20 protein-coding genes are annotated in these 19,157 nt (G+C 44.4%); 12 read left to right on the plus strand and 8 right to left on the minus strand.

Annotated features, from left to right (window positions below; genetic code table 11):
• The first annotated feature begins 59 nt into the window (after positions 1 to 59).
• The 3 genes from R8N47_RS16545 (at position 60) to R8N47_RS16555 (ending at position 2,531) form a co-directional block, all read left to right on the plus strand.
• Entirely contained in the window at positions 60 to 1,034 is a 975-nt protein-coding gene (locus R8N47_RS16545; protein WP_021033872.1) for a response regulator, read from the plus strand.
• Complete coding sequence (locus R8N47_RS16550; protein ID WP_025766666.1) at positions 1,034 to 1,996, plus strand: GGDEF domain-containing protein; 963 nt, start codon at positions 1,034 to 1,036, stop codon at positions 1,994 to 1,996. The genes R8N47_RS16545 and R8N47_RS16550 overlap by 1 nt, the downstream gene beginning before the upstream one ends.
• Before the next feature lie 190 nt (positions 1,997 to 2,186).
• Positions 2,187 to 2,531 carry a DUF3802 family protein gene (locus tag R8N47_RS16555; RefSeq protein WP_005377620.1) on the plus strand — a complete coding sequence of 115 codons (345 nt, stop codon included), beginning with the start codon at positions 2,187 to 2,189 and terminating at the stop codon, positions 2,529 to 2,531.
• Between the two features lie 45 nt (positions 2,532 to 2,576).
• On the opposite strand, the gene R8N47_RS16560 is transcribed toward R8N47_RS16555, so the two are convergent.
• Positions 2,577 to 3,071, minus strand: coding sequence for an NlpC/P60 family protein (locus R8N47_RS16560; RefSeq protein ID WP_064353906.1), 495 nt, complete (start codon positions 3,069 to 3,071; stop codon positions 2,577 to 2,579).
• Positions 3,072 to 3,205: 134 nt separating this feature from the next.
• On the opposite strand from R8N47_RS16560, the gene R8N47_RS16565 reads away from it, so the two are divergent.
• The 5 genes from R8N47_RS16565 to R8N47_RS16585 all read left to right on the plus strand — a co-directional run bounded on the left by R8N47_RS16565 (position 3,206) and on the right by R8N47_RS16585 (position 7,113).
• Complete coding sequence (locus R8N47_RS16565) at positions 3,206 to 5,224, plus strand: methyl-accepting chemotaxis protein (RefSeq protein ID WP_064353907.1); 2,019 nt, start codon at positions 3,206 to 3,208, stop codon at positions 5,222 to 5,224.
• A 207-nt stretch (positions 5,225 to 5,431) separates the two neighbouring features.
• Positions 5,432 to 5,851, plus strand: a complete 420-nt coding sequence (locus R8N47_RS16570) for an NUDIX domain-containing protein (protein WP_053307086.1) — start codon at positions 5,432 to 5,434, stop codon at positions 5,849 to 5,851.
• Complete coding sequence (locus R8N47_RS16575; RefSeq protein WP_005389540.1) at positions 5,841 to 6,254, plus strand: NUDIX hydrolase; 414 nt, start codon at positions 5,841 to 5,843, stop codon at positions 6,252 to 6,254. The genes R8N47_RS16570 and R8N47_RS16575 overlap by 11 nt, the downstream gene beginning before the upstream one ends.
• Before the next feature lie 211 nt (positions 6,255 to 6,465).
• The gene (locus R8N47_RS16580) at positions 6,466 to 6,846 is read left to right on the plus strand and encodes a hypothetical protein (RefSeq protein ID WP_005377611.1); all 381 of its coding nucleotides are present in this window, start codon (positions 6,466 to 6,468) and stop codon (positions 6,844 to 6,846) included.
• Between the two features lie 48 nt (positions 6,847 to 6,894).
• Positions 6,895 to 7,113, plus strand: coding sequence for a hypothetical protein (locus R8N47_RS16585; RefSeq protein WP_005389537.1), 219 nt, complete (start codon positions 6,895 to 6,897; stop codon positions 7,111 to 7,113).
• A 103-nt stretch (positions 7,114 to 7,216) separates the two neighbouring features.
• Here R8N47_RS16585 and R8N47_RS16590 read toward each other — a convergent pair whose 3' ends face one another.
• Positions 7,217 to 8,032, minus strand: a complete 816-nt coding sequence (locus R8N47_RS16590) for a sterol desaturase family protein (protein WP_031777247.1) — start codon at positions 8,030 to 8,032, stop codon at positions 7,217 to 7,219.
• A 140-nt stretch (positions 8,033 to 8,172) separates the two neighbouring features.
• Here R8N47_RS16590 and R8N47_RS16595 point away from each other — a divergent pair, with 140 nt between their 5' ends.
• Positions 8,173 to 8,922: a tRNA-uridine aminocarboxypropyltransferase gene (locus tag R8N47_RS16595; protein WP_064353908.1), complete on the plus strand. Its 750-nt coding sequence runs from the start codon at positions 8,173 to 8,175 to the stop codon at positions 8,920 to 8,922.
• A 175-nt stretch (positions 8,923 to 9,097) separates the two neighbouring features.
• The gene (gene nagK, locus R8N47_RS16600) at positions 9,098 to 10,006 is read left to right on the plus strand and encodes an N-acetylglucosamine kinase (protein WP_005377586.1); all 909 of its coding nucleotides are present in this window, start codon (positions 9,098 to 9,100) and stop codon (positions 10,004 to 10,006) included.
• 203 nt (positions 10,007 to 10,209) lie between these two features.
• Here the strand turns inward: nagK and R8N47_RS16605 are convergent, their stop codons facing one another.
• From R8N47_RS16605 to R8N47_RS16630, 6 genes are all read right to left on the minus strand, one after another.
• Positions 10,210 to 10,476: a DUF2960 domain-containing protein gene (locus R8N47_RS16605; RefSeq protein WP_005377584.1), complete on the minus strand. Its 267-nt coding sequence runs from the start codon at positions 10,474 to 10,476 to the stop codon at positions 10,210 to 10,212.
• A 74-nt stretch (positions 10,477 to 10,550) separates the two neighbouring features.
• Complete coding sequence (locus R8N47_RS16610) at positions 10,551 to 12,329, minus strand: bifunctional molybdopterin-guanine dinucleotide biosynthesis adaptor protein MobB/molybdopterin molybdotransferase MoeA (protein WP_064353909.1); 1,779 nt, start codon at positions 12,327 to 12,329, stop codon at positions 10,551 to 10,553.
• Positions 12,326 to 12,913 (minus strand): molybdenum cofactor guanylyltransferase MobA, encoded by a 588-nt coding sequence (gene mobA, locus R8N47_RS16615; RefSeq protein ID WP_005377572.1) that lies wholly within the window; start codon positions 12,911 to 12,913, stop codon positions 12,326 to 12,328. The genes R8N47_RS16610 and mobA overlap by 4 nt, the downstream gene beginning before the upstream one ends.
• Positions 12,891 to 13,610, minus strand: a complete 720-nt coding sequence (locus tag R8N47_RS16620; protein WP_005377570.1) for an energy-coupling factor ABC transporter ATP-binding protein — start codon at positions 13,608 to 13,610, stop codon at positions 12,891 to 12,893. The genes mobA and R8N47_RS16620 overlap by 23 nt, the downstream gene beginning before the upstream one ends.
• Before the next feature lie 57 nt (positions 13,611 to 13,667).
• Entirely contained in the window at positions 13,668 to 14,366 is a 699-nt protein-coding gene (locus tag R8N47_RS16625; RefSeq protein ID WP_005389524.1) for an ABC transporter permease, read from the minus strand.
• 6 nt (positions 14,367 to 14,372) lie between these two features.
• On the minus strand, positions 14,373 to 15,191 hold the full coding sequence (locus R8N47_RS16630) for a substrate-binding domain-containing protein (RefSeq protein ID WP_005389522.1): 819 nt from the start codon (positions 15,189 to 15,191) through the stop codon (positions 14,373 to 14,375).
• A 334-nt stretch (positions 15,192 to 15,525) separates the two neighbouring features.
• Here R8N47_RS16630 and R8N47_RS16635 point away from each other — a divergent pair, with 334 nt between their 5' ends.
• Together R8N47_RS16635 and R8N47_RS16640 are read left to right on the plus strand one after the other, a co-directional pair.
• Positions 15,526 to 16,977 (plus strand): sigma-54-dependent transcriptional regulator, encoded by a 1,452-nt coding sequence (locus R8N47_RS16635; RefSeq protein WP_064353911.1) that lies wholly within the window; start codon positions 15,526 to 15,528, stop codon positions 16,975 to 16,977.
• Positions 16,967 to 19,006, plus strand: a complete 2,040-nt coding sequence (locus tag R8N47_RS16640; RefSeq protein WP_064353912.1) for a cache domain-containing protein — start codon at positions 16,967 to 16,969, stop codon at positions 19,004 to 19,006. Before R8N47_RS16635 ends, R8N47_RS16640 begins: the two co-directional genes overlap by 11 nt.
• The last annotated feature ends 151 nt before the right edge of the window (positions 19,007 to 19,157 follow it).

Below are 19,157 nucleotides of genomic sequence, written 5' to 3' on the forward strand. Positions count from 1 at the left end.
TGGAGATGAACGTTTACAACAGGTATTATGATTTTTTTGACGTTAGTTCCATTGGTGGCATGAAAATACTGATATGTGATGACTCAGCTGTTGCAAGAAAGCTTATTGCGCGTTCTATCGTACAAGATACATCATTGCATCTTATTGAAGCGCAAGATGGTTATGAGGCGCTTAATATTCTTGCTGAGCAAAATATCGATATTTTGTTTCTCGATTTAACGATGCCCATAATGGATGGTTTTGAGGTCCTCGAATCATTACCTGTTAGTCAGTACCCGACCAAAATCGTCATTATTTCTGGAGATGTTCAACAAGAGGCAAAACAGCGCTGTCTCGATCTTGGTGCTCAAGCTTTTATCGCTAAGCCTCTGACAGAAGAGCAGGTGCTCCCACTATACGAACAATTAGGGCTGCATTATGCGTTCAAACCTAGTCATTCGGTTGATTCTAAAAACCAGGGTTGCGAAGAGCTTTCCTTACTAGCCAAATTCCGTGAAATTGCGAACATTGCCCTTGGTAAAGGGGCTGCGATTATGGCTGACCATTTACATGAGTTCATCCAACTTCCTGTTCCTCATGTTGGACCGTTGTCCTACGGCGAGCTTCATATGACACTGGTTGATGTGGTTGGGCGTGACAGTTCCGTTGCGGTAGCGCAGAGGTTTGTCGGTGGTGGTATTCACGGAGAGGCACTGGTGTGCTTACGTGGTAGGGATATCAATCAGATTGGGGAAAAATTAGGTTACCTCCTTGAGTTTACGCCTCATAATGAAATCATCTTGAATATCTCTAACCTACTGGTCTCGTCATTTCTCACATCATTGGGCGATCAACTCGACAAGCAGTTCTCACTTCGTCAGCCAGGCATTGTGGATACCTTAACACCTTATTGTGAAGAGCAAGGCGAGTTGGGTGAGCTCTTTACTATCGAATACACCTACATGGCAGAAGCGCTCGATTTCGAGTGCGAGGTACTGTTTTTAATTGATAAGCCATCCGTAGAAATAATCTATGAAATCATGGAGCTAATCTAATGTCCGATATCACGCTGGACATAGCAGACTTTCATTGGGTCACACAAATTCTCGATACGATGGATTCAGGGCTTATTGTTTTGGATCAAGAGTATAAAGTGTGTGTGTGGAACAGTTTTATGCAGTCATACAGTGGCGTTCTATCACAAGAAATTCTTGGTGAATGTTTATTTGAGCATTTTGAAGAGCTGCCAAGAACTTGGCTAGAAACCAAGATAAAAGCTGCCGCCGATCTGGAAACTCGTTCTTTTTCTAGCTGGGAAAACCGACCGTACCTTTTTAAGTTCAACAATTTTTCTCCGGTTTCAAACAGCAGTGATTTTATGTATCAAGATATCGTGATCACGCCGTTAATTGGGCTTTCAGGAGAGGTCAGCCACATAGCGATTCAAGTCAATGATGTTTCTGAAACTGCGAGAAATCGCATTCATTTGAAAGAAACAAATCAACATTTGTCGGAAATCAGTCGCAAAGATGGTTTAACAGGTTTATTTAATCGCGCTTATTGGGAGCAATCATTGAAAGATGAGTTTGCTCACTTAAAAGTTATCGACGGACCATGCTCATTAGTAATATTCGATATCGACCACTTTAAGAAGGTGAATGATACTTATGGTCACCCGACAGGGGACGAAGTCATTCGTCGAACCTCTGCCTTGTTGAGAAAAACAGCAAGGAGCAGTGACATCTGCGGTCGTTTTGGTGGTGAAGAGTTTACGGTACTACTTCCTCACACAAACCAGGAGCAAGCTTGCTATTTCGCAGAGCGTTTGCGCAAAAGAATTGAGCAAGAGATCGTGAAAGTGGAAGATTTTTTGATTAATTACACAATAAGTATTGGTGTTTGCGAGTATAAGCCTTATTTTGAAACTCACACTCAATGGTTAAAGAGTGCCGATGCTGCGCTGTATCGTGCAAAAGAAAATGGTCGTAACCAAACCTGTTTGCATGAAAATGACTGAAATATAAAAAGGTTTGAAGAAACCCTGCATCCGAATTCAGTGAAGCAAAGCTCAATTGTTTGAAAATCATCCAGTTGGTTCGTGAATGTTTGTTAATATGAAATAAGTTAATGAAATTTTCTCGGCATGTCTTACTATTGAAACTATTCTGCTTTCAGCTTCGAAGGCTTGCAATAAACGGAGAAAAACAGTGGTTTTAGAAACCGATGGATATCTCGCTCTTATCGAGCACTTGTCTCTAAATCTAGATATTTTTACGACCGAAATTGGCGACACTGGATCCGAAAGCATCGAAGATGTTGTCACCGATATGGTGGCTTCAAACATCATGGCGATTTTTGAGCAAAATCCAGAACTTCACTCGAGCGTACGCTTCAAATTGTTGAAAGAGGCTGATGCAGTTGTTGAAGATCTTGGTGAGATATTGGCTGGGGTATGGCATAAAAAAGCGACCAATGAACAGATCACGTTCCTTGATGAATACATCGCTCTGGTCAAAAATCTGTTCGATAATGCTGTTGCGACTTACGACTGATATTGTTTTAACTTACAGCAATGTCCGGTTAAAGAGTGAGAGGAGTTACATTGTAACTCTTCTTATTTGCCAAAACTTAGATGCCCAGTATGGGTTGTCGATTCTTGAAATAATCACACCTCTAGACGTCGATGCATGCATGAACTGCTTGTTACCCAAGTAAATTCCGACATGATAAGTTGTACGTCTTGTTTTAAAAAACACTAGATCCCCTTGCTTGGCATCCGTCCAACTTAACTCCACACCTTGCTTTGATTGCTGCTTCGTTGTCCTTGGTAACGAGAGCTGATAAGCCTCAATAAACGCTTTTTGTACAAATGCTGAGCAATCAATTCCAGATTTCTGTGTCCCGCCTAAGCGATAAGGCGTGCCGTGCCACTCTGTGTAAAAGTCGAACAAGTCAGGGTTGTCCGACAATAGCTGATTTGTAGGTGTTGTCACCTGTGCTTGCTTACTAGGCTCAGGCCCAGAAGAGCAGGCGCCTATTAGCACACTGATTATCAAAGGAAAATATACTCGACGCAAATCACCACCTGTCATCTCTATGACTCACAACTGAAATATTAGTGTCATAACCAATCCATAGTATGGGCTGCAAATCACGGTTTTGTCTCACAAATGTGACGGAATCACTGCAGAACCGATTCAACCTTAAGAAAGAATAAAAATTGATTATGGCAAAGCGAAAACGCTCACGCACATCACTTTCACTGATTCAGGCTGTCAGTGCAACATTTTTAACTATCATTGCTCTTGTTATAGCCCTTTCTGTCTCAAGTTTCAAAGGAATGGAACAGGTAGGGGAACAATTTGAAGACTTGTCGCAAAAAGCATTACCCATCGCGATGGCAAACGCAAAGTTAACCAGGAATGTATTGGAGATGGTTAAGCTACTCAACCATGGTATGCAGATTACTGAGCCGAAAGAGTTGCCTCTCATAAAAGAGCAAATCGACTCTCTTGCAACTCAAAGCACAACTTTGGTTGTGGAAGCGTCTGGTGTAGCTCAGCAACTCTCGGAGGAGTTAGACACCAAACTAGCGCGTTTACATAACATCACGCAGTCCATTTTGTTGAAGCAATCTTCGGTGATACAAATTCAAATCGATATTGATGCCGCTGTTGGTGGGTTTCGCTATGGGCTTAGCTCTATCGGTCCGGAAATGAATCGAATCAGTTCGTTCCTTAGTGCCGATAATCCTGGGTCGAGCGATGCCGCTAACCGTTTCATTGCTTCTGCGAGCTCAATGGAAAGTACGTTCTTAGTCATGATGATGCACTCAGAATTAAACAAAGCCGAAAAAGAATACCGAGAAATGCGAAATCGCATAGCAGGTATTAAACTCGCCTATGAAGACTTCCAATCTTTCCATCCTGAAGTAAGTGAATATGCAAGCTTAACCGCACCATATGAGATGGTGAAACAAGGCTTTAGTGAAAAGGGCGTGCTGCGTTTGATCCTCGCCAAACTAGAACAAGGGGAATTGCAACGTTCAGAGTTTAAACAGGCTTCGATGCTTGCGGATGAAACCATGCGGTTACTTGATCAAATCTCCCAAACCGCTGGTCAGTTGATCGATGAAAAGGAGCGGGTGGTCAACGAGACCATTGAATCGGTGAGCGTTGTGCTCGTGTTTGCGGCGTGTGTGATTTCTTTTATTATTCTGGTTACTTGGTTTAGCCTAAAGTCATGGACAAACCGAGGGTTAAGGAATGTACTAACGCGTCTTTCAGCACTTACCGAACATGATTTTCGTGACAAGGCAGAAGAAGTCGGCCCCTATGAGCTGAAGGAAGTAGCTCGAAAGTTGAATCAAGTAATCGATTCCACACACGACTCCATTCAAACGGTGACACGCAATTGTGAAACGCTTTATCAGACGGCAGAAGTAAGTCACAGTGCAGCCGAACAAACAAGTGATGGGTTGGCAACACAAAATGAAGCGTTGTCGAGTATGATCACGACCATAACGCAGCTTGAAGCCTCTATTCGTGAAATAGCAATGGTGACTAATGCATCTTCACAGGACTCGCTCCTTGCAACCCAACACACTGAAAAAGGGGTTCAAGTCGTGGAACAAAACCGCGAACGTTTGGAGTCATTAGAAAGCTCTTTGGATGTAAATGAACAGTCAATGTTAGAGCTAGACCAGCGTGTTAAACAGATTCGTGAAATGGTGGATATGATCAGTGGGATCGCGGACAACACCAACTTACTTGCTCTCAACGCAGCAATAGAAGCTGCCCGTGCTGGTGAGCAAGGGCGTGGATTTGCGGTTGTCGCTGATGAAGTTCGCAAACTTGCAAGTGATACCTCTCAACAAACTACGAACATCCGAGAAATGATGAGCGAGCTTATTACTGCCGCAGAGCGTTCGCGCCAAGCAGTTAATGATTCAAGAGAAGAAATGACCCACGCGCTACAGTCCAGCAATGAAGTGAAATCGACATTTTCTGATATCAACCTCGCGGTTAAGCACATTCAAGAACGTGTTGAGCAAATCTCAGTTGCTACAGAAGAACAAGAACGAGCGACGGCAGATGTATCTCAATCCATCACGCATATTTCTGATCTTGGCGAACGCACAAAGCTGCAGCTTGAGTCTATGGTTGAGAGTTCTGAGCAAGTGGCGGAAATTGCCGGGCACCAGCAAGCAATGCTGCACAAGTATGAGCTTCATCAGACCAAGTAAATGAGATGTTTCCACCGACTAAAAGCAGAACCTCGGTTCTGCTTTTTTGTTACGGCTACCCATTCAATGGCTCCTATTTGCATTGCAAGAGTGAGTTACATCTCATCTCGTTCATTTCTAAAGGGTTTAGTTATCACAACGTGATGTTAATGCTTTGTTCGAGGGACTCGTTGACTAGAATGTCGCTAGAATTCAAAGGAATGAATCATGCAGTTATCACAAAGAGCCAGCCTCATACTAGTTAATCATCACCAAGAGCTTTTGCTTATCCACCGCGTTCGAAACGACAGACAGTATTGGGTTTTCCCTGGCGGCAGTGTTGAAGCAGGTGAGAAGCCTGTTGAAGCTGCTAAAAGAGAAGCGCTGGAAGAAACCTCAATAGAACTTGGCTCGGTTAAGAAAGTTTTGGAACTCGAAAATCAAGGTCGCTTAGAAACCTATTTTCTTTCTTATGTAGGGAACTTAAAAGTGAAACTAGGGAGTGGGCCAGAGCAAATCAGAAAATCAGATGTTAATCAGTACCATTTGAAGTGGGTGCGTGTAGAGCAACTTCACTCGATTTCTTTATATCCAGAGAAAGCTAAAGCCTTTTGCTTGAAGCATAAGGAGTGGTTTTGTGATCGATAAAGTTTGCCCCGTTGTTCTACGTAATCAAAATCAAGAGATCCTACTTTTTAAACATCCGTTGGCGGGTGTTCAGCTTGTCAAGGGCACTGTTGAAGTGTTTGATGAAAGTTACATCATAGCAGCCAAGCGGGAGCTCGCTGAGGAGTCTGGTATCACACATGTTCGTTCCGCACGATATTTATGCTCATGGGACAGTGGCTTTCAAAATCAAGTATGGCATTTTGTTTTGTGTGAGTGTGCTGGCCTCGCTAATTCATGGCTGTTTCATACGCAAGACGATGGCGGACATGATTTTGCGTTCTTCTGGCACGATGTCGAGAGCGGCCTTCCAGCGAATGCACATACTGTGTTTCAGCGCGGGCTGGAAAAGGTACGAGAGTTGATAAACCAAGGCGTGATTTAAAGGAGGATTCTGTCATTGCATTGGCGGATTTGGGCGAAACGCCACAGCAAACACTATGCTTCTACTAGAAGCAAATAAAGAAGGTAGAGCAGCCGTTACTGTTCTCATCGTGTTGATAATGGCACTGTCGATCTCAAAAATGGCGATGAGATTACAAATGTTTAAGTGACTTCTATATGCTTTGCTCATTCATTCAGATAAGGAAACGGTAATGGATAAATTCGTCGTGTTTCTCTTATGCCTTTTTATGACAGTTGGCGGAGTGGTTCATCTTTATGACAACATTGTTGGTGGCTTTTTACCTTACGATTTTGCGCCACGCTGGTTGAATATGTATTGGAGCGCTTTGGGACTATTGGACTTATTAGCAGCGTATCTATTGGTCAAGCATCGCCGCTCTGGCCTAGTCGTTATGTTATTGATTCTTATAACCAATGTTATCTTTAGTTCCCACGCTCACTATACATTAGAAATATTAGATAACAACGTCGCCCTACAAATGAAGACACTGTTTTTAGGGTTCTCATTTGGGGTATCTATCTGGTTATGGAATGCGCGAAAACATAGTCAATCGCGCCAAATATTTCGTTAATTATTATTTTCACAACACTCGATTAAGGATTGTAAACAGGGACTCGTTATGAACGATTTTAAAGACTTGGCCAGTTTTGCTGGTTTCAGCGTACTGACAGGTTTGAGCTTTGCCACCACTTTCTTCAGCCTTGCTTTTCTATACAGCTCAATAGAGGCACAGCAAGTAATGAACACCAATGCTTTGGCATGTGCAGTGCTTGGTGTTGTTGGTTTATTTGTTGGTATTACTCAGCTAAACAAAAAGCGTCAGCTAGCAGAAAACTAATCTGTTCTTACACATCATGAGGATGAAGTAGTGTTTAACTGGGGTTTAGGCTTGGTCTATTCGTTTGGTTGACATACTTCATCCAACAATATTTTTTCAACCATTACTTCTTCTCTTTATTGTAGCGAAAGGGCTGCGTTAACAGCTTATCTAATCTTTGCTCTTCTTCGTCTCTAATTTCCGGCACACCAATAACAACATCTTCATGACCCAACTTAGGCTGAGCTCGGTATGTCCCAAAAAAGCGGTCCCAAACTGAAAGGAAAAAACCAAAGTTTGAGTGGGTCTCTTTTACTATCACTGAATGGTGCACGCGATGCATGTCTGGTGTAACGATGACGTTTCGCAGTTTTTGGTCCATAGATAAAGCCAGTTTTGCATTACTGTGATTAAACATCGCGCTCGCATTAAGCACAATTTCAAATACCACAATTCCGATAGGTGAAACACCTAAGATAAACACGGCTGCAATTTTTACTCCCATTGAAATGATTATTTCGAAGGGATGAAAGCGTGCGCCTGTAGTGACGTCTATGTCGAGATCGGCGTGATGCATTCGGTGAATCTTCCACAGCGGTTTTACATGATGAAAGACAACATGCTGAGCGTAAATGACGAAATCAAGCAAAATGACGGTTAGAAAAATATTTAACCAAGCGGGGAGGGACAGAATATTGAGCAGCCCCCATTGTTGCTCCTGAGCTATGACCGCAGCTTGAAAGGCGGCGATAGGCATGATTAAAGCAATAACTAGGCTGTTAAAAGCGACCAATGACAAGTTATTGACCCAGCGAAACCTGCGCGAAGCGGTCAGTGTTTTTCTAGGCAATTTGTTTTCCCAAATGGCACAAAGCAATAATACGCCAAGGAAAAAGCCTAATCTGAGCCATGAGGGTTCTTGAAATGTCGTTTCTGTCACTGTCATTCCCTTATTTATTTCTTTATCTATGACCGAGATAAGAGTGAAATTATTTCAACACACTGCTGATGGGCTTATCTTGAGGCGAAACCATAATATCAGTAAAATCGCGCTCTACTTTTTACTTGGCATTACTTACCATGAGAATTCACGCTTTCCACCGTTTATATCAGTACCGACAATCTATCTCAACCAAGCCTTTCAATGCGCGTGGATGTAAAGTGGTTCGTTGCCAATATTGCCAGGTTTCTGAGCAACACTGTTTGTGCGACCTTCAGCCAAACATCAAGGCCAATATTGCATGTATGTTGATTGTTTCTGAAAACGAAGTGTTTAAGCCAAGTAATACCGGTCGTCTAATTGCTGATACGATTCAAGAGACTTACGTGTATCAATGGAACCGAACAGAACCGTCTGAAGAGATGCTCGCGCTACTACAGGATGACAGCTACCAACCGGTGATTGTATTTCCTGCAGACTATGTGGATGATCCCTCTCGTTTAATTGAAGATCTAGAGCCAGCGCGATTGCTAAAAGAAGATGTCGAGAACAAAAAATGGTTGCTGATCTTTATTGATGGTAGCTGGCGTGAGGCACGAAAGATATTCCGTCGTTCTGATTTTCTTAAATCTTTGCCTGTGCTTTCCATTGAGCCGGAATCTCTGTCTGAATACATCATGCGCCGCTCCGAGAATGAGCAGCATCTTTCAACCGCCGAAGTCGCGACATTAGTTTTAAAACAAGCTGGTGAGCCTAAAGCTGCGGAATGCCTTCAATTGTGGTTTGAAGCCTTCAGAGAAACTTACATGCTGAGCAAGACTCGAGTCAAAAACGACCCTAACCAGCCACACTTGAAACGTTTCAAAGAGTGGATGAAAACCGAGAGCTGACTCTAAGGAATGAGCTTTTGTTGATGGTATGTTGTTCAACTGGCTTCGGTGAGGGGATAAATCTGCATTCGGTCACGGTTTGCAGGCGTACAGATATGGATAATGCCATCAGTTTATACTTTTGACTCTAGCCATTTTTGAGAGTCGTTTGAAGCATTTTTTAGGAGAGAAATACATGTATTACGGCTTTGATGTCGGTGGCACTAAAATTGAATTTGGTGCATTTAACGAGAAGCTTGAGCGTGTAGCGACGGAACGTGTACCTACACCAACAGACAACTACGAGCTGCTGGTTGATACCATTGCGGAATTGGTGAATAAATACGATACAGAGTTTGGCTGCGAAGGTACGATTGGTCTTGGCTTGCCAGGTATGGAAGACGCCGATGATGCAACGGTACTAACAGTTAACGTTCCTGCGGCAAAAGGCAAACCACTTCGTGCTGATCTGGAAGCTAAAATCGGTCGCAGCGTAAAAATTGAAAACGATGCAAACTGTTTCGCGCTTTCTGAAGCGTGGGACGAAGATCTTCAAGATGAACCATCTGTGCTAGGTTTGATCCTTGGTACTGGTTTTGGCGGTGGCTTTATCTACGAAGGTAAAGTATTCTCTGGCCGCAACCACGTAGCGGGTGAGGTGGGTCACACACGTCTTCCTATCGACGCATGGTTCCACCTGGGCGAAAACGCACCATTACTTGGCTGTGGCTGTGGCAACAAAGGCTGTTTAGATAGTTACCTATCTGGTCGTGGTTTCGAGCTTCTTTACGCGCATTACTACGGCGAAGAGAAGAAAGCGATCGACATTATTAAAGCGCACGCAGAGGGTGAAGAGAAAGCAGTAGAGCACGTCGAGCGCTTTATGGAGCTGCTAGCAATCTGCTTTGCAAACCTGTTTACTGCAACAGACCCACACACCGTTGTACTTGGTGGAGGCTTATCTAACTTCGAATTGATTTACGAAGAGATGCCAAAACGCATCCCTAAACACTTATTGTCTGTAGCTAAGTGTCCTAAGATCATCAAAGCAAAACACGGTGATTCAGGTGGTGTACGCGGCGCTGCGTTCTTAAACATCAAGTAGTGACTGAAACCTTACTCGATACAAAGTAAGAAGAAATTTAAAGCCCCGTTTAGACCATCGAGGTAAAACGGGGCTTTTACTTGTATATCGAAGTAACTTATATACCCAAGTAACTTCTATATGCTTGGGTATAGAGCACGAACAAAAAATAGCATGCATAAAAAACTCGCGACGAATCGCGAGTTTTCTGTTTACAGCTAAGCTTATTTGTTCTTTTTGCCTACGCCTAGGTTTTCTTTTTGAGCTAGGGTGATTTTACTAAAGCCTAATTTTCTGAAGTAGTTGTCGCGGTAGTTGCGCACTGCTTTAGTGTCAGACACTGCTTCGATTTGTTGCTCCATCTTTAGGAACTCAGTGATATCGATACCTTCTGCCTCGGCAACTGCTTCTTGAATGTTGCGGTGTTGCTGGTATGAGAATGTCAGTTCTTTGTCTTGGTCTTTGTAAGTGTAAAGAATGGTGCGAGCCATAGCTGTCTCTCTGAAAAGGTTTCTGTATTAAACAAAAAGGCCAGACTCGCTGACCTTTGAATTTCTAGTTTGAGCTAGATTCTGCCTTGAAGTGGGATAATTGTCACGCTTTCTCCCGCTTTTACTGTATCAATAGCTGGGGAGATTTCGATCAAACAGTTTGCCTCACTCATTGAGCGCAAAATACCAGAGCCTTGCTTGCCTGTTGTACGAACGGTTAAACGGCCAGTTGCATCCAGTTCATAGACGCCACGGCTAAACTCGGTACGACCTTGTCGAGAGCGAAGGTTTTCAGTCGCGATGGCATTCACTTTCAGAGGCTTCCAGCCTTGTTCGCCTTGCATCTTACGCAGTGCAGGCTCGACAAAGTTAATGAAAGAGACCATCACGGCAACAGGGTTGCCCGGCAGACCAAAGAACGGCTTGTTGTTGATTTGACCAAACGCTAATGGACGTCCCGGACGCATGTTGATTCGCCAAAAATCTATTTGACCAAGTTTATCCAAGGCAAGTTTGATGTAATCCGCATCACCAACGGATACGCCACCAGAAGTCATAACCACGTCCGCTTGCGCCGATGCGTTTTCCAACGCTTCAATCATTAACTGTTCGTTGTCTTCCAGAATACCGAAATCCAAGATCTCGCAGCCGAGCTTTTCAAGCATGCCCATGATGGTAAAACGGTTGGAATCGTAGATAGAATTCGCTTTTTGCTCTGTTCCCGGCGCTTGCACTTCGTCACCGGTGGAGAACACGGCAACTTTCAATTTTCGGAATACATTCGCTTCACCAAAGCCAAGCGAAGCGATCATGCCCATTTCTGGAGAGGCGAGGCGAGTGCCTGCGGTAAAGACGTCACTGCCGATAGCGAGATCTTCACCTGCTTGACGAACGTTTTGGCCTGCTTTGATGTTCGCACCGTTAAAAGTGACCTTGTCACCTTCTTGAGTGGCTTGCTCACGCATGACCACTGTATCGCCGTTACGTGGTGTTGGTGCGCCAGTCATGATCTTAACTGCTTGACCAACGTCCAGAGGCTGATCGTAAGCATGGCCCGCCATCACTTCAGCAACCACTTGGTAGCTATCACGGTCAACATCATCACTGCGGATGGCATAACCGTCCATCGCGGAGTTGGTGTATTGCGGCACATTTACTGGTGAAACGATATGTTCCGCAAGAACGCGGCCATAGGCGTTTTCAATCTTGCATGCTTCTATTTCCGAAACCGTGTTCACCAAAGAAAGGATTTTCTCTTGGCCTTGAACCACAGAAAGGAAAGCCGGAGAAAGTGTGTCGCAACATGCGGCTTCTTTCTCTTTGTTTTTTGGTGCTTTCGCTTCTTGAACATACTGAATAACGAACTGAGCAATCGCTTCAAGATCATTGATGTTCATTTGTGGCAGTTCAGAGTCCAACTCGCCGCCGTCTGAAGCGATAGCGATGATGTTTTCATCGTTTGGATAAAGCCAAGGCTTGCCGACTTCTTCACGGTGCAATTCGATTTTAGGAAACGCGATGTTTTTGCAGCCTTCGACCAAAACCACATCAAGCATGTCTTCATCAAAACGTGTTAATAGGTATTCAAACTCCGCTTCGGCTTCTGGCGTTTCTGTCATTAACGCAAAACGGTTGCGAGAAGCAATCAGCATTTGAGATGCGCCAGCTTTGCGTAAACGGTAGCTGTCTTTACCCGGCTTATCGACATCGAAGTTGTGATGAGCATGTTTTAGCATGCCAATGCGCAGGCCCGCTTCAGTTAGCTTTGGCAATAGAGCTTCAAGTAGTGTGGTTTTGCCTGTGCCTGAATAAGCCGCAAAACCAAGAATAGGAATGTTTAGCGTGTGTTTCATGATTCTAATTGTCCAAATTGCGCCAGTTCTTCCGGAGTGTTCAAGTTGACGAAACAGTTTGGTGAGTCGCTAAAGTCAACGTAACTGGTATTGCACTCTTTGTAGAGCAGAATGATTTTGCGGTCGCCACGTTCTAAAAATGCGGTGAGTTTTGGCAGTACGCGCTTGTGGTAGAGCGTAAAAACAGGTTGCTGATGGTCACCATCATGCGCGACCAAAATATCGCTGTCTTCTTTGACGAACTGGCAGAAACGCTCGACAAGGTCGGTGTTGATTTGTGGGCTATCGCAAGGTACAAATCCGACCCAGTCAGTTTCAGCATGCATCAAACCCGCGTGAATACCGCCCATAGGCCCAGGGAAATCTTTGAATTGATCACTAAATACGAAACCAAATTTGCTGTACGCATCTTGGTTTCGGTTGGCATTAATTAAAATCCGTGGAGTTTGTGGAGATAAACGCTCAATAACGTGTTCGATGAGTGGCTTCTGATTTAACTCAATCAGACCTTTATCTTTTCCACCCATACGGCTGGCTTGGCCACCAGCCAAAATGACCCAACTAGTTTGTGTTGGTTGAAGCATATGCATTCTCTTGGGATGTTTCTTTTGGTATGACATACAACAGAGGAGACTCTATCAAAGTCTTGTCTTTAATCCACCACTGTTTTTTACATAAGTCGGTCAGTGCGTTGGCCTGATGGCTTGTCACCACGATACTGGAACCACGATCCAAAAGATCTTTCGCCATCATTACCAATCGTTCAATGGATTCTTGGTCTAAAGACGCACTTGGCTCATCCATCAATAAAATCGACGGTTTTAAAATCCAAGCCCTTGCCATGGCAACGCGCTGTTTTTCACCGCCGGACAACACGGAAATATGTTCGTCCGCTAAGGTTTCTAAACCTACCATGCGCAGCGCGTGAATAACTTGAGCTCGCTTATCTTTTTGCGTGTCTTGTTGATATTTCACTCCATAGACTACGTTTTCATATACAGTGCCGTCAAAAAGGTAAGGGGATTGATGGAGATAAATCACATCGACACGACCATTGCGACACGTCAGTCTTTTCAGCCACGTATCTTTTGGCGCAACAACATCGCCAGTAGAGGGTTTGAGCAAGCCAGCAAGGATTTTGAGTAGGGTAGTTTTGCCCACACCATTGTCACCCTTGAGATAAATGGCATCATTTGGGCCGATGGCTAACTCAGGGATGTGGAAAAGCACACGCTCTTTAAAGCGCATGGATAACTGTTCGGCGGTGATTTTTATAGTCATAATTCGCCTCGACATGGGGTTAATGGTGAGTCGTTTGTTTGCTTCATGTTCTATGTTCTATGTTCTGAGGTAGCCTTTGCCTCTCATGCTTGATAAGAAGAAGTTTAGAGCCAACGCTAAAGATAGTAATACAATTCCTAATGCAACTCCTTGCGCAAAAGCACCTTTACTGCTTTCCATTGCGATAGCCGTGGGAATGTTTCGCGTCACGCCCATAATGTTCCCACCAACCATCATTGAGCAGCCCACCTCGGTCACGATACGTGAAAACCCTGCAATGATAGCCGCAAGTAGAGGAAAGCGGGTTTCCCAAATCATCGTAGCTGCCAAGCGCGGAATGGAGACGCCCAGCGTGATGGCAGTTTCCACTGCACGACGGTCGCTAGATTGTAATGCACCATGCATCATCGATACCAAAACAGGGAAGCAGATCACCATTTGGCCGAAGATCATTGCCTTCTGAGTGAACAGCATTTGCCAGTCTCCCCAAGGGCCAGCACGCGACAGCAACATGTACAGCAACAGGCCAATCACCACGGTAGGGACCGCTTGCAGCGTATTTACGATCGACAACAAAAACCATTTACCGCGAAAGTCGGTATACGCCAGTACAAAGGACATCAAAATAGCCGGCAATACCACTAGTGATATTGCCGTGATAGAAACACTAAAGGAGACCGCAACGATCTCCCATAGGTCTGCATCAAAATTCACCAGTAAGCGAAGCGCTTCCAGTGTTGTATCAGCAAGATTCATATTGCGTTATTTGCTCTCAGCATTCGCAACAAACAGTTGTTTACCGTTTAGGCGGAAACCATTGATAAGTTCCTGTCCACGAGGGTTTACCAACCAATCACTGAATGCCTTCGCACCTTGGTAGTTAATCGTTGGGTAACGCTCAGGGTTAACAAGAATAACTTGGTACGGGTTAAACAGTTTTTCATCGCCTTGGAACAGAATTTCTAGATCCAATTTGTTTTGGTAAGCCAGCCATGTGCCGCGATCCGTCATGGTGTAGCCTTGCATTTCAGACGCCATGTTTAGAGTTGGGCCCATACCTTGACCTACGCTACGGTAGCCACCAAAGTTCGGTTCGATTTTAGTTTGAGCCCAGAAGCCCATTTCTTTTTTGTGCGTACCAGAATCATCGCCGCGAGAGATGAACGTTGCGTTTTTGTTTGCGATCTCTTTGAATACATCTAACACGCCTTCGTCATTTTTGATTGTTGCTGGGTCAGCTTTCGGGCCTACAATCACAAAGTCGTTGTACATTAGCTTGCGAGGTAAAACGCCGTAGCCTTTCTCAACAAATGCGCCTTCAGCTTTTGGTGCATGTGTCATCACCAAATCTACGTCACCGTTTTCGCCCATTTTTAAGGCTTTACCCGTACCTGCAGCAATAACATCGACTTTGTAGCCCGTGTCTTTTTCAAATTGTGGAAGCAGGTAATCAAGTAAACCTGAATGGTAAGTACTGGTTGTGGTTGCAAGGCGAACATGTTCTCCGTCTTGAGCAGAAAACGCAGAGTAACTTACAAGCGTGATAGACGTTGCAGCCAGAGTTAGCGCAATTTTTTTCATTTTTATGTGTTCCTTTCCAATGATTCTTTGGAATCTCTCCAGGTTTTAGGGAGAAGCCTTTTTGGACGAGAGCGATTAGCGTAATACGCAAGTTGTCTTAGGGTGTTGGAATAAGCAAACATCAACATCCTGAGATCACTTAAATGCGCTCCGTATCCACCTTATAGCAAACAAGATGCCAACCTTTTACAAGCTTAAAGTGCTTGGTTTATGCACTAAATCATGGGGTTATTTGCATAAAAGTTTGCGTTGGTACAAAATGTCGCACTTTTTGTAGGGTATCTCTGTTTAAACTTGGTACACTCTGTCCCATCGAAATCCATCTGGGGTAAATATGTCTACTCAATCCCATCTTAGTACAAACCAACAATATAGCGCCTTTTCCGTACTGGTCGTCGATGATGAATTAGGCATGCAAGCCATCTTGAAAAAGGCATTGGGTAAGCTTTTTTCACATGTCGATACAGCTGGTAGCATCGAAGAAGCAGAACAACTGCGTAATTCTCGACATTATGATCTGATCTTACTGGATATTAATCTGCCAGGGCGTTCTGGAATTGAGTGGGAAGAAGCGTTTGAAGATGATGACAAACGTGCCGATGTGATTTTTATGACGGGTTATGCGGATTTAGAAATTGCCATTCGAGCGCTACAGCTCGGTGCTTCCGACTTTATCCTCAAACCATTCAACCTTGAGCAGATGTTAAAAGCGGTCAGTCGCTGTATGGATCGCCGTTTGAACGAACGCATGCAGTACGCCATGACACGCGATTACCAACGTCACAATACCTCAGAGATCATCGGCGGCTCAGAAAAAACGCGTCTGCTTAAGCAACTTATTAACCAATTTGCACCATCACGTGCTTCTGTTTTGGTGGAAGGTGAGTCGGGTACGGGTAAAGAGCTAGTTGCACGAGGTATCCACCAGGCGAGTGGGAGAACGGGCCCGTTTGTGCCAATCAACTGCGGCGCGATTGCACCTGAGCTACTTGAAAGTGAGTTATTTGGTCATACATCGGGCGCGTTTACCGGTGCGAAAAAATCTCGTGAAGGTTTGTTCCGCGTAGCAAATGGCGGCACCTTGTTCCTCGATGAAATTGGGGAAATGCCACTTGCAATGCAAGCGTCGCTGTTACGCGTTTTAGAGCAGCGTACGATTCGCCCTGTCGGTTCAGAAAGAGAGATCAGTATTGATGTCCGTATCGTAGCGGCAACCAACCGAAACCTGCAAGAAGAGGTCAATCAAGGTAATTTCCGCAGTGACCTCTATTACCGTTTAAACGTTCTGAAAATTGAAGTGTGTCCGCTGCGAGAGCGCAAAACCGACTTATTTGAGTTGGTGCCATTTTTCAGCAACATGCTGACGCGCGAGCTCGGTATGCCTGCGCCCAAATGGGCTCACGAGGATATGGAAGCCATGAGTGAGTACGATTGGCCGGGAAACATTCGTGAGCTGAAAAACTTGATTGAGCGTTGTATCTTGCTTGGCAAACCACCTGCACACTATTGGCGAGAGCTGAATGGCGGGCATTCACTGCCTAATGTATCGATTACTGTTTCTCACTCTGCTGAGTTACCAACCTTTAGAGAAGGCAAAGAATTTACTGGCGAAGGCTATCCAAACAGCTGGACGTTAAAAGAAGTCGAGAAAGCACATATTAAACAAGTCGTTAACTTGCATGAAGGTAATAAGTCTGCTGCTGCTCGTGACTTGGGCGTAGCTCGCAAGACCTTAGAACGTAAGTACAAAGAATGGGATTCTGAGGGTGAGGAATATGCCGACTAACGGCCCACAGCACAAAGGATTGTCAAAATGGACGCACCGTTTTAAAACCATGGTGCGTTATCGCTTGTTATTCTTAACCTCTGCGCCGATTTTCCTCACATTGTTAGCTCTGATCGGCATTACCATTTATTGGTCTATTCATTACACGTGGCAAAATGCGCTGCTTGATGTCTCGGAACGTCTTGGTGTTGCAAATAACAGTGTAACGTTGTTACAGCAAAAGCAAGCCAATTACGTGCGGGCGTTTGCCGATTCGTACGATTTCCGTATTCGTATTAATCAAGGAACGCCACAAGGTGACCTGAAAAAGTGGGTCACAGAGCAGAAGAAAAGATATGCTTTAGATTTTCTCTCTTTCCAACGCGTTAATTCCATGGAAAACAAATTCCGCTTTATGGATCTCACCAAGCGCGAATCGTTTTTTGATGTGCTCAATAAAGAAGAACTCGAACGCCTCGATCCTGAACTCGCCAAACGAGCAGAAGTGCCTATTCTTGCTGATGGTGACAGGGAGGTGCGTGGGTTAGTCAGTCGGACCGTGATTCCGGTATACAGCCAAGCGAACGATTTGATCGGCTTTCTGGATGGTGGTTTGCTCCTTAACAATAGTACAGTGCTGGTGGATCAAATCCGCGATCTCATATACTTAAGTGATAATGACCGCCTTCGCCCTGTGGGTACGTTGACGGTATTTCTCGATGATTTGCGTGTGAGCACCAACGTTCCTTTAGACAGCGATCATAGGCTAGGGCGCGCCATAGGCACTCGCGTGAGCGCAGAAGTGTATAACCAAGTACTTTCGAAGGGTGAACAGTGGGTTGATCGCGCTTATGTGTATGACGCTTGGTATATTACGGCGTATCAACCAATCAAAGACCAATACGACAATGTTATTGGTATGCTTTATACGGGTTACCTCATGTGGCCATTCGTTAAAGCCTACATGACGAACATTGCCGAAATCAGCTTGATTACGGTTATGTTATTGCTGGTTTCCGGCGTGATGGTATATCGCGGTTCTTATGATCTGTTTCGACCGATCGAACGCATTCATAAAGTGGTGAAGCAGGTCCAACAAGGTAAAGAAAAACGGATTGGCCCGTTAGGATTAGATGCCGATCATGAACTTGCGCAGTTAGCCAGACAGTTTGATGATATGTTAGACGCGCTAGAAGAGCGCAAAATTGAATTGAAAAACTCCGCAGCTCAACTTGAATGCAAAGTTCAAGAGCGTACGGCAAGCCTGAGAGAAAAAACCCAAGATCTTGAACTGCATATTCAATTGCTCAACCAAACCCGCGACAAACTCGTTGTTCATGAAAAACTGGCAGCACTGGGAGAACTCACCGCGGGGATTGCTCACGAAATTAATAACCCAACCGCCGTGATTCTTGGCAACGTAGAATTGATCCATTTTGAATTAGGTGACGATGCAAGTCGAGTACAAGAAGAAATTGATGCGATTCACGCGCAAATTGATCGTATCCGCAATATCACACGCAGTTTATTGCAATACAGTCGCCAAGGCGGTGTTCAAGATGAAATCACTTGGCAACATGTCAATCCTATCATTGATGAAAGCATCACCTTGGTTAAAACTGGCACCAAGAAACGCGACGTTGAGTTTGTGACTGACCTACAAGCGCATACGTCCGTTGAGATAAACCGTCACCACTTGCTACAAATCTTAGTTAATTTGCAAATGAACGCCATTCACGCAATGAGCGGTAAAGGAACTTTAACAGTAGTCAGTGAAGACTGGATTGAAGAGGGCGAAGTGAAAGGAGCTGCGATTCATGTTATCGATGAGGGCTGCGGTATTAAACCAGAAAACTTGAGTCGAATCTTCTCGCCATTTTACACAACGAAACGAGAAGGCACAGGGTTAGGGCTATCGGTCTCCCAAAGTATTCTCAGCCAAACGGGTGGTGAGTTAAAAGCAGAGTCTGAATGGGGAAAAGGCAGTAAATTCAGTATTTATTTACCTAAAAAAGCCGAACTGATCCTAGAGGTGACGAATATCGCTTAGTCACTTGTTGTAAGCATTACGGAAGAAAGAGCCAGTTATAATACTGGCTCTTTTTTGTATTCAATGACGCATTTGTGCTTGAGCTTTTTGCTTTGAAGAAGCACTGCGATGGTTTCACTAGCTATGAATTAATAAAAACAACACTTGCAGT

The organism is Vibrio sp. 2132-1 (assembly GCF_033344315.1).

Excerpts from the sequence above, each read along its gene's own strand:
- R8N47_RS16560 (WP_064353906.1), bottom strand. The coding sequence starts at position 3,071 with ATGACAGGTGGTGATTTGCGTCGAGTATATTTTCCTTTGATAATCAGT.
- R8N47_RS16580 (WP_005377611.1), top strand. The coding sequence starts at position 6,466 with ATGGATAAATTCGTCGTGTTTCTCTTATGCCTTTTTATGACAGTTGGC.
- R8N47_RS16640 (WP_064353912.1), top strand. The coding sequence starts at position 16,967 with ATGCCGACTAACGGCCCACAGCACAAAGGATTGTCAAAATGGACGCAC.
- mobA (WP_005377572.1), bottom strand. The coding sequence starts at position 12,913 with ATGCTTCAACCAACACAAACTAGTTGGGTCATTTTGGCTGGTGGCCAA.
- R8N47_RS16570 (WP_053307086.1), top strand. The coding sequence starts at position 5,432 with ATGCAGTTATCACAAAGAGCCAGCCTCATACTAGTTAATCATCACCAA.
- R8N47_RS16545 (WP_021033872.1), top strand. The coding sequence starts at position 60 with ATGAAAATACTGATATGTGATGACTCAGCTGTTGCAAGAAAGCTTATT.
- nagK (WP_005377586.1), top strand. The coding sequence starts at position 9,098 with ATGTATTACGGCTTTGATGTCGGTGGCACTAAAATTGAATTTGGTGCA.
- R8N47_RS16635 (WP_064353911.1), top strand. The coding sequence starts at position 15,526 with ATGTCTACTCAATCCCATCTTAGTACAAACCAACAATATAGCGCCTTT.
- R8N47_RS16620 (WP_005377570.1), bottom strand. The coding sequence starts at position 13,610 with ATGACTATAAAAATCACCGCCGAACAGTTATCCATGCGCTTTAAAGAG.
- R8N47_RS16595 (WP_064353908.1), top strand. The coding sequence starts at position 8,173 with ATGAGAATTCACGCTTTCCACCGTTTATATCAGTACCGACAATCTATC.
- R8N47_RS16565 (WP_064353907.1), top strand. The coding sequence starts at position 3,206 with ATGGCAAAGCGAAAACGCTCACGCACATCACTTTCACTGATTCAGGCT.
- R8N47_RS16550 (WP_025766666.1), top strand. The coding sequence starts at position 1,034 with ATGTCCGATATCACGCTGGACATAGCAGACTTTCATTGGGTCACACAA.
- R8N47_RS16585 (WP_005389537.1), top strand. The coding sequence starts at position 6,895 with ATGAACGATTTTAAAGACTTGGCCAGTTTTGCTGGTTTCAGCGTACTG.
- R8N47_RS16630 (WP_005389522.1), bottom strand. The coding sequence starts at position 15,191 with ATGAAAAAAATTGCGCTAACTCTGGCTGCAACGTCTATCACGCTTGTA.
- R8N47_RS16610 (WP_064353909.1), bottom strand. The coding sequence starts at position 12,329 with ATGAAACACACGCTAAACATTCCTATTCTTGGTTTTGCGGCTTATTCA.
- R8N47_RS16605 (WP_005377584.1), bottom strand. The coding sequence starts at position 10,476 with ATGGCTCGCACCATTCTTTACACTTACAAAGACCAAGACAAAGAACTG.
- R8N47_RS16625 (WP_005389524.1), bottom strand. The coding sequence starts at position 14,366 with ATGAATCTTGCTGATACAACACTGGAAGCGCTTCGCTTACTGGTGAAT.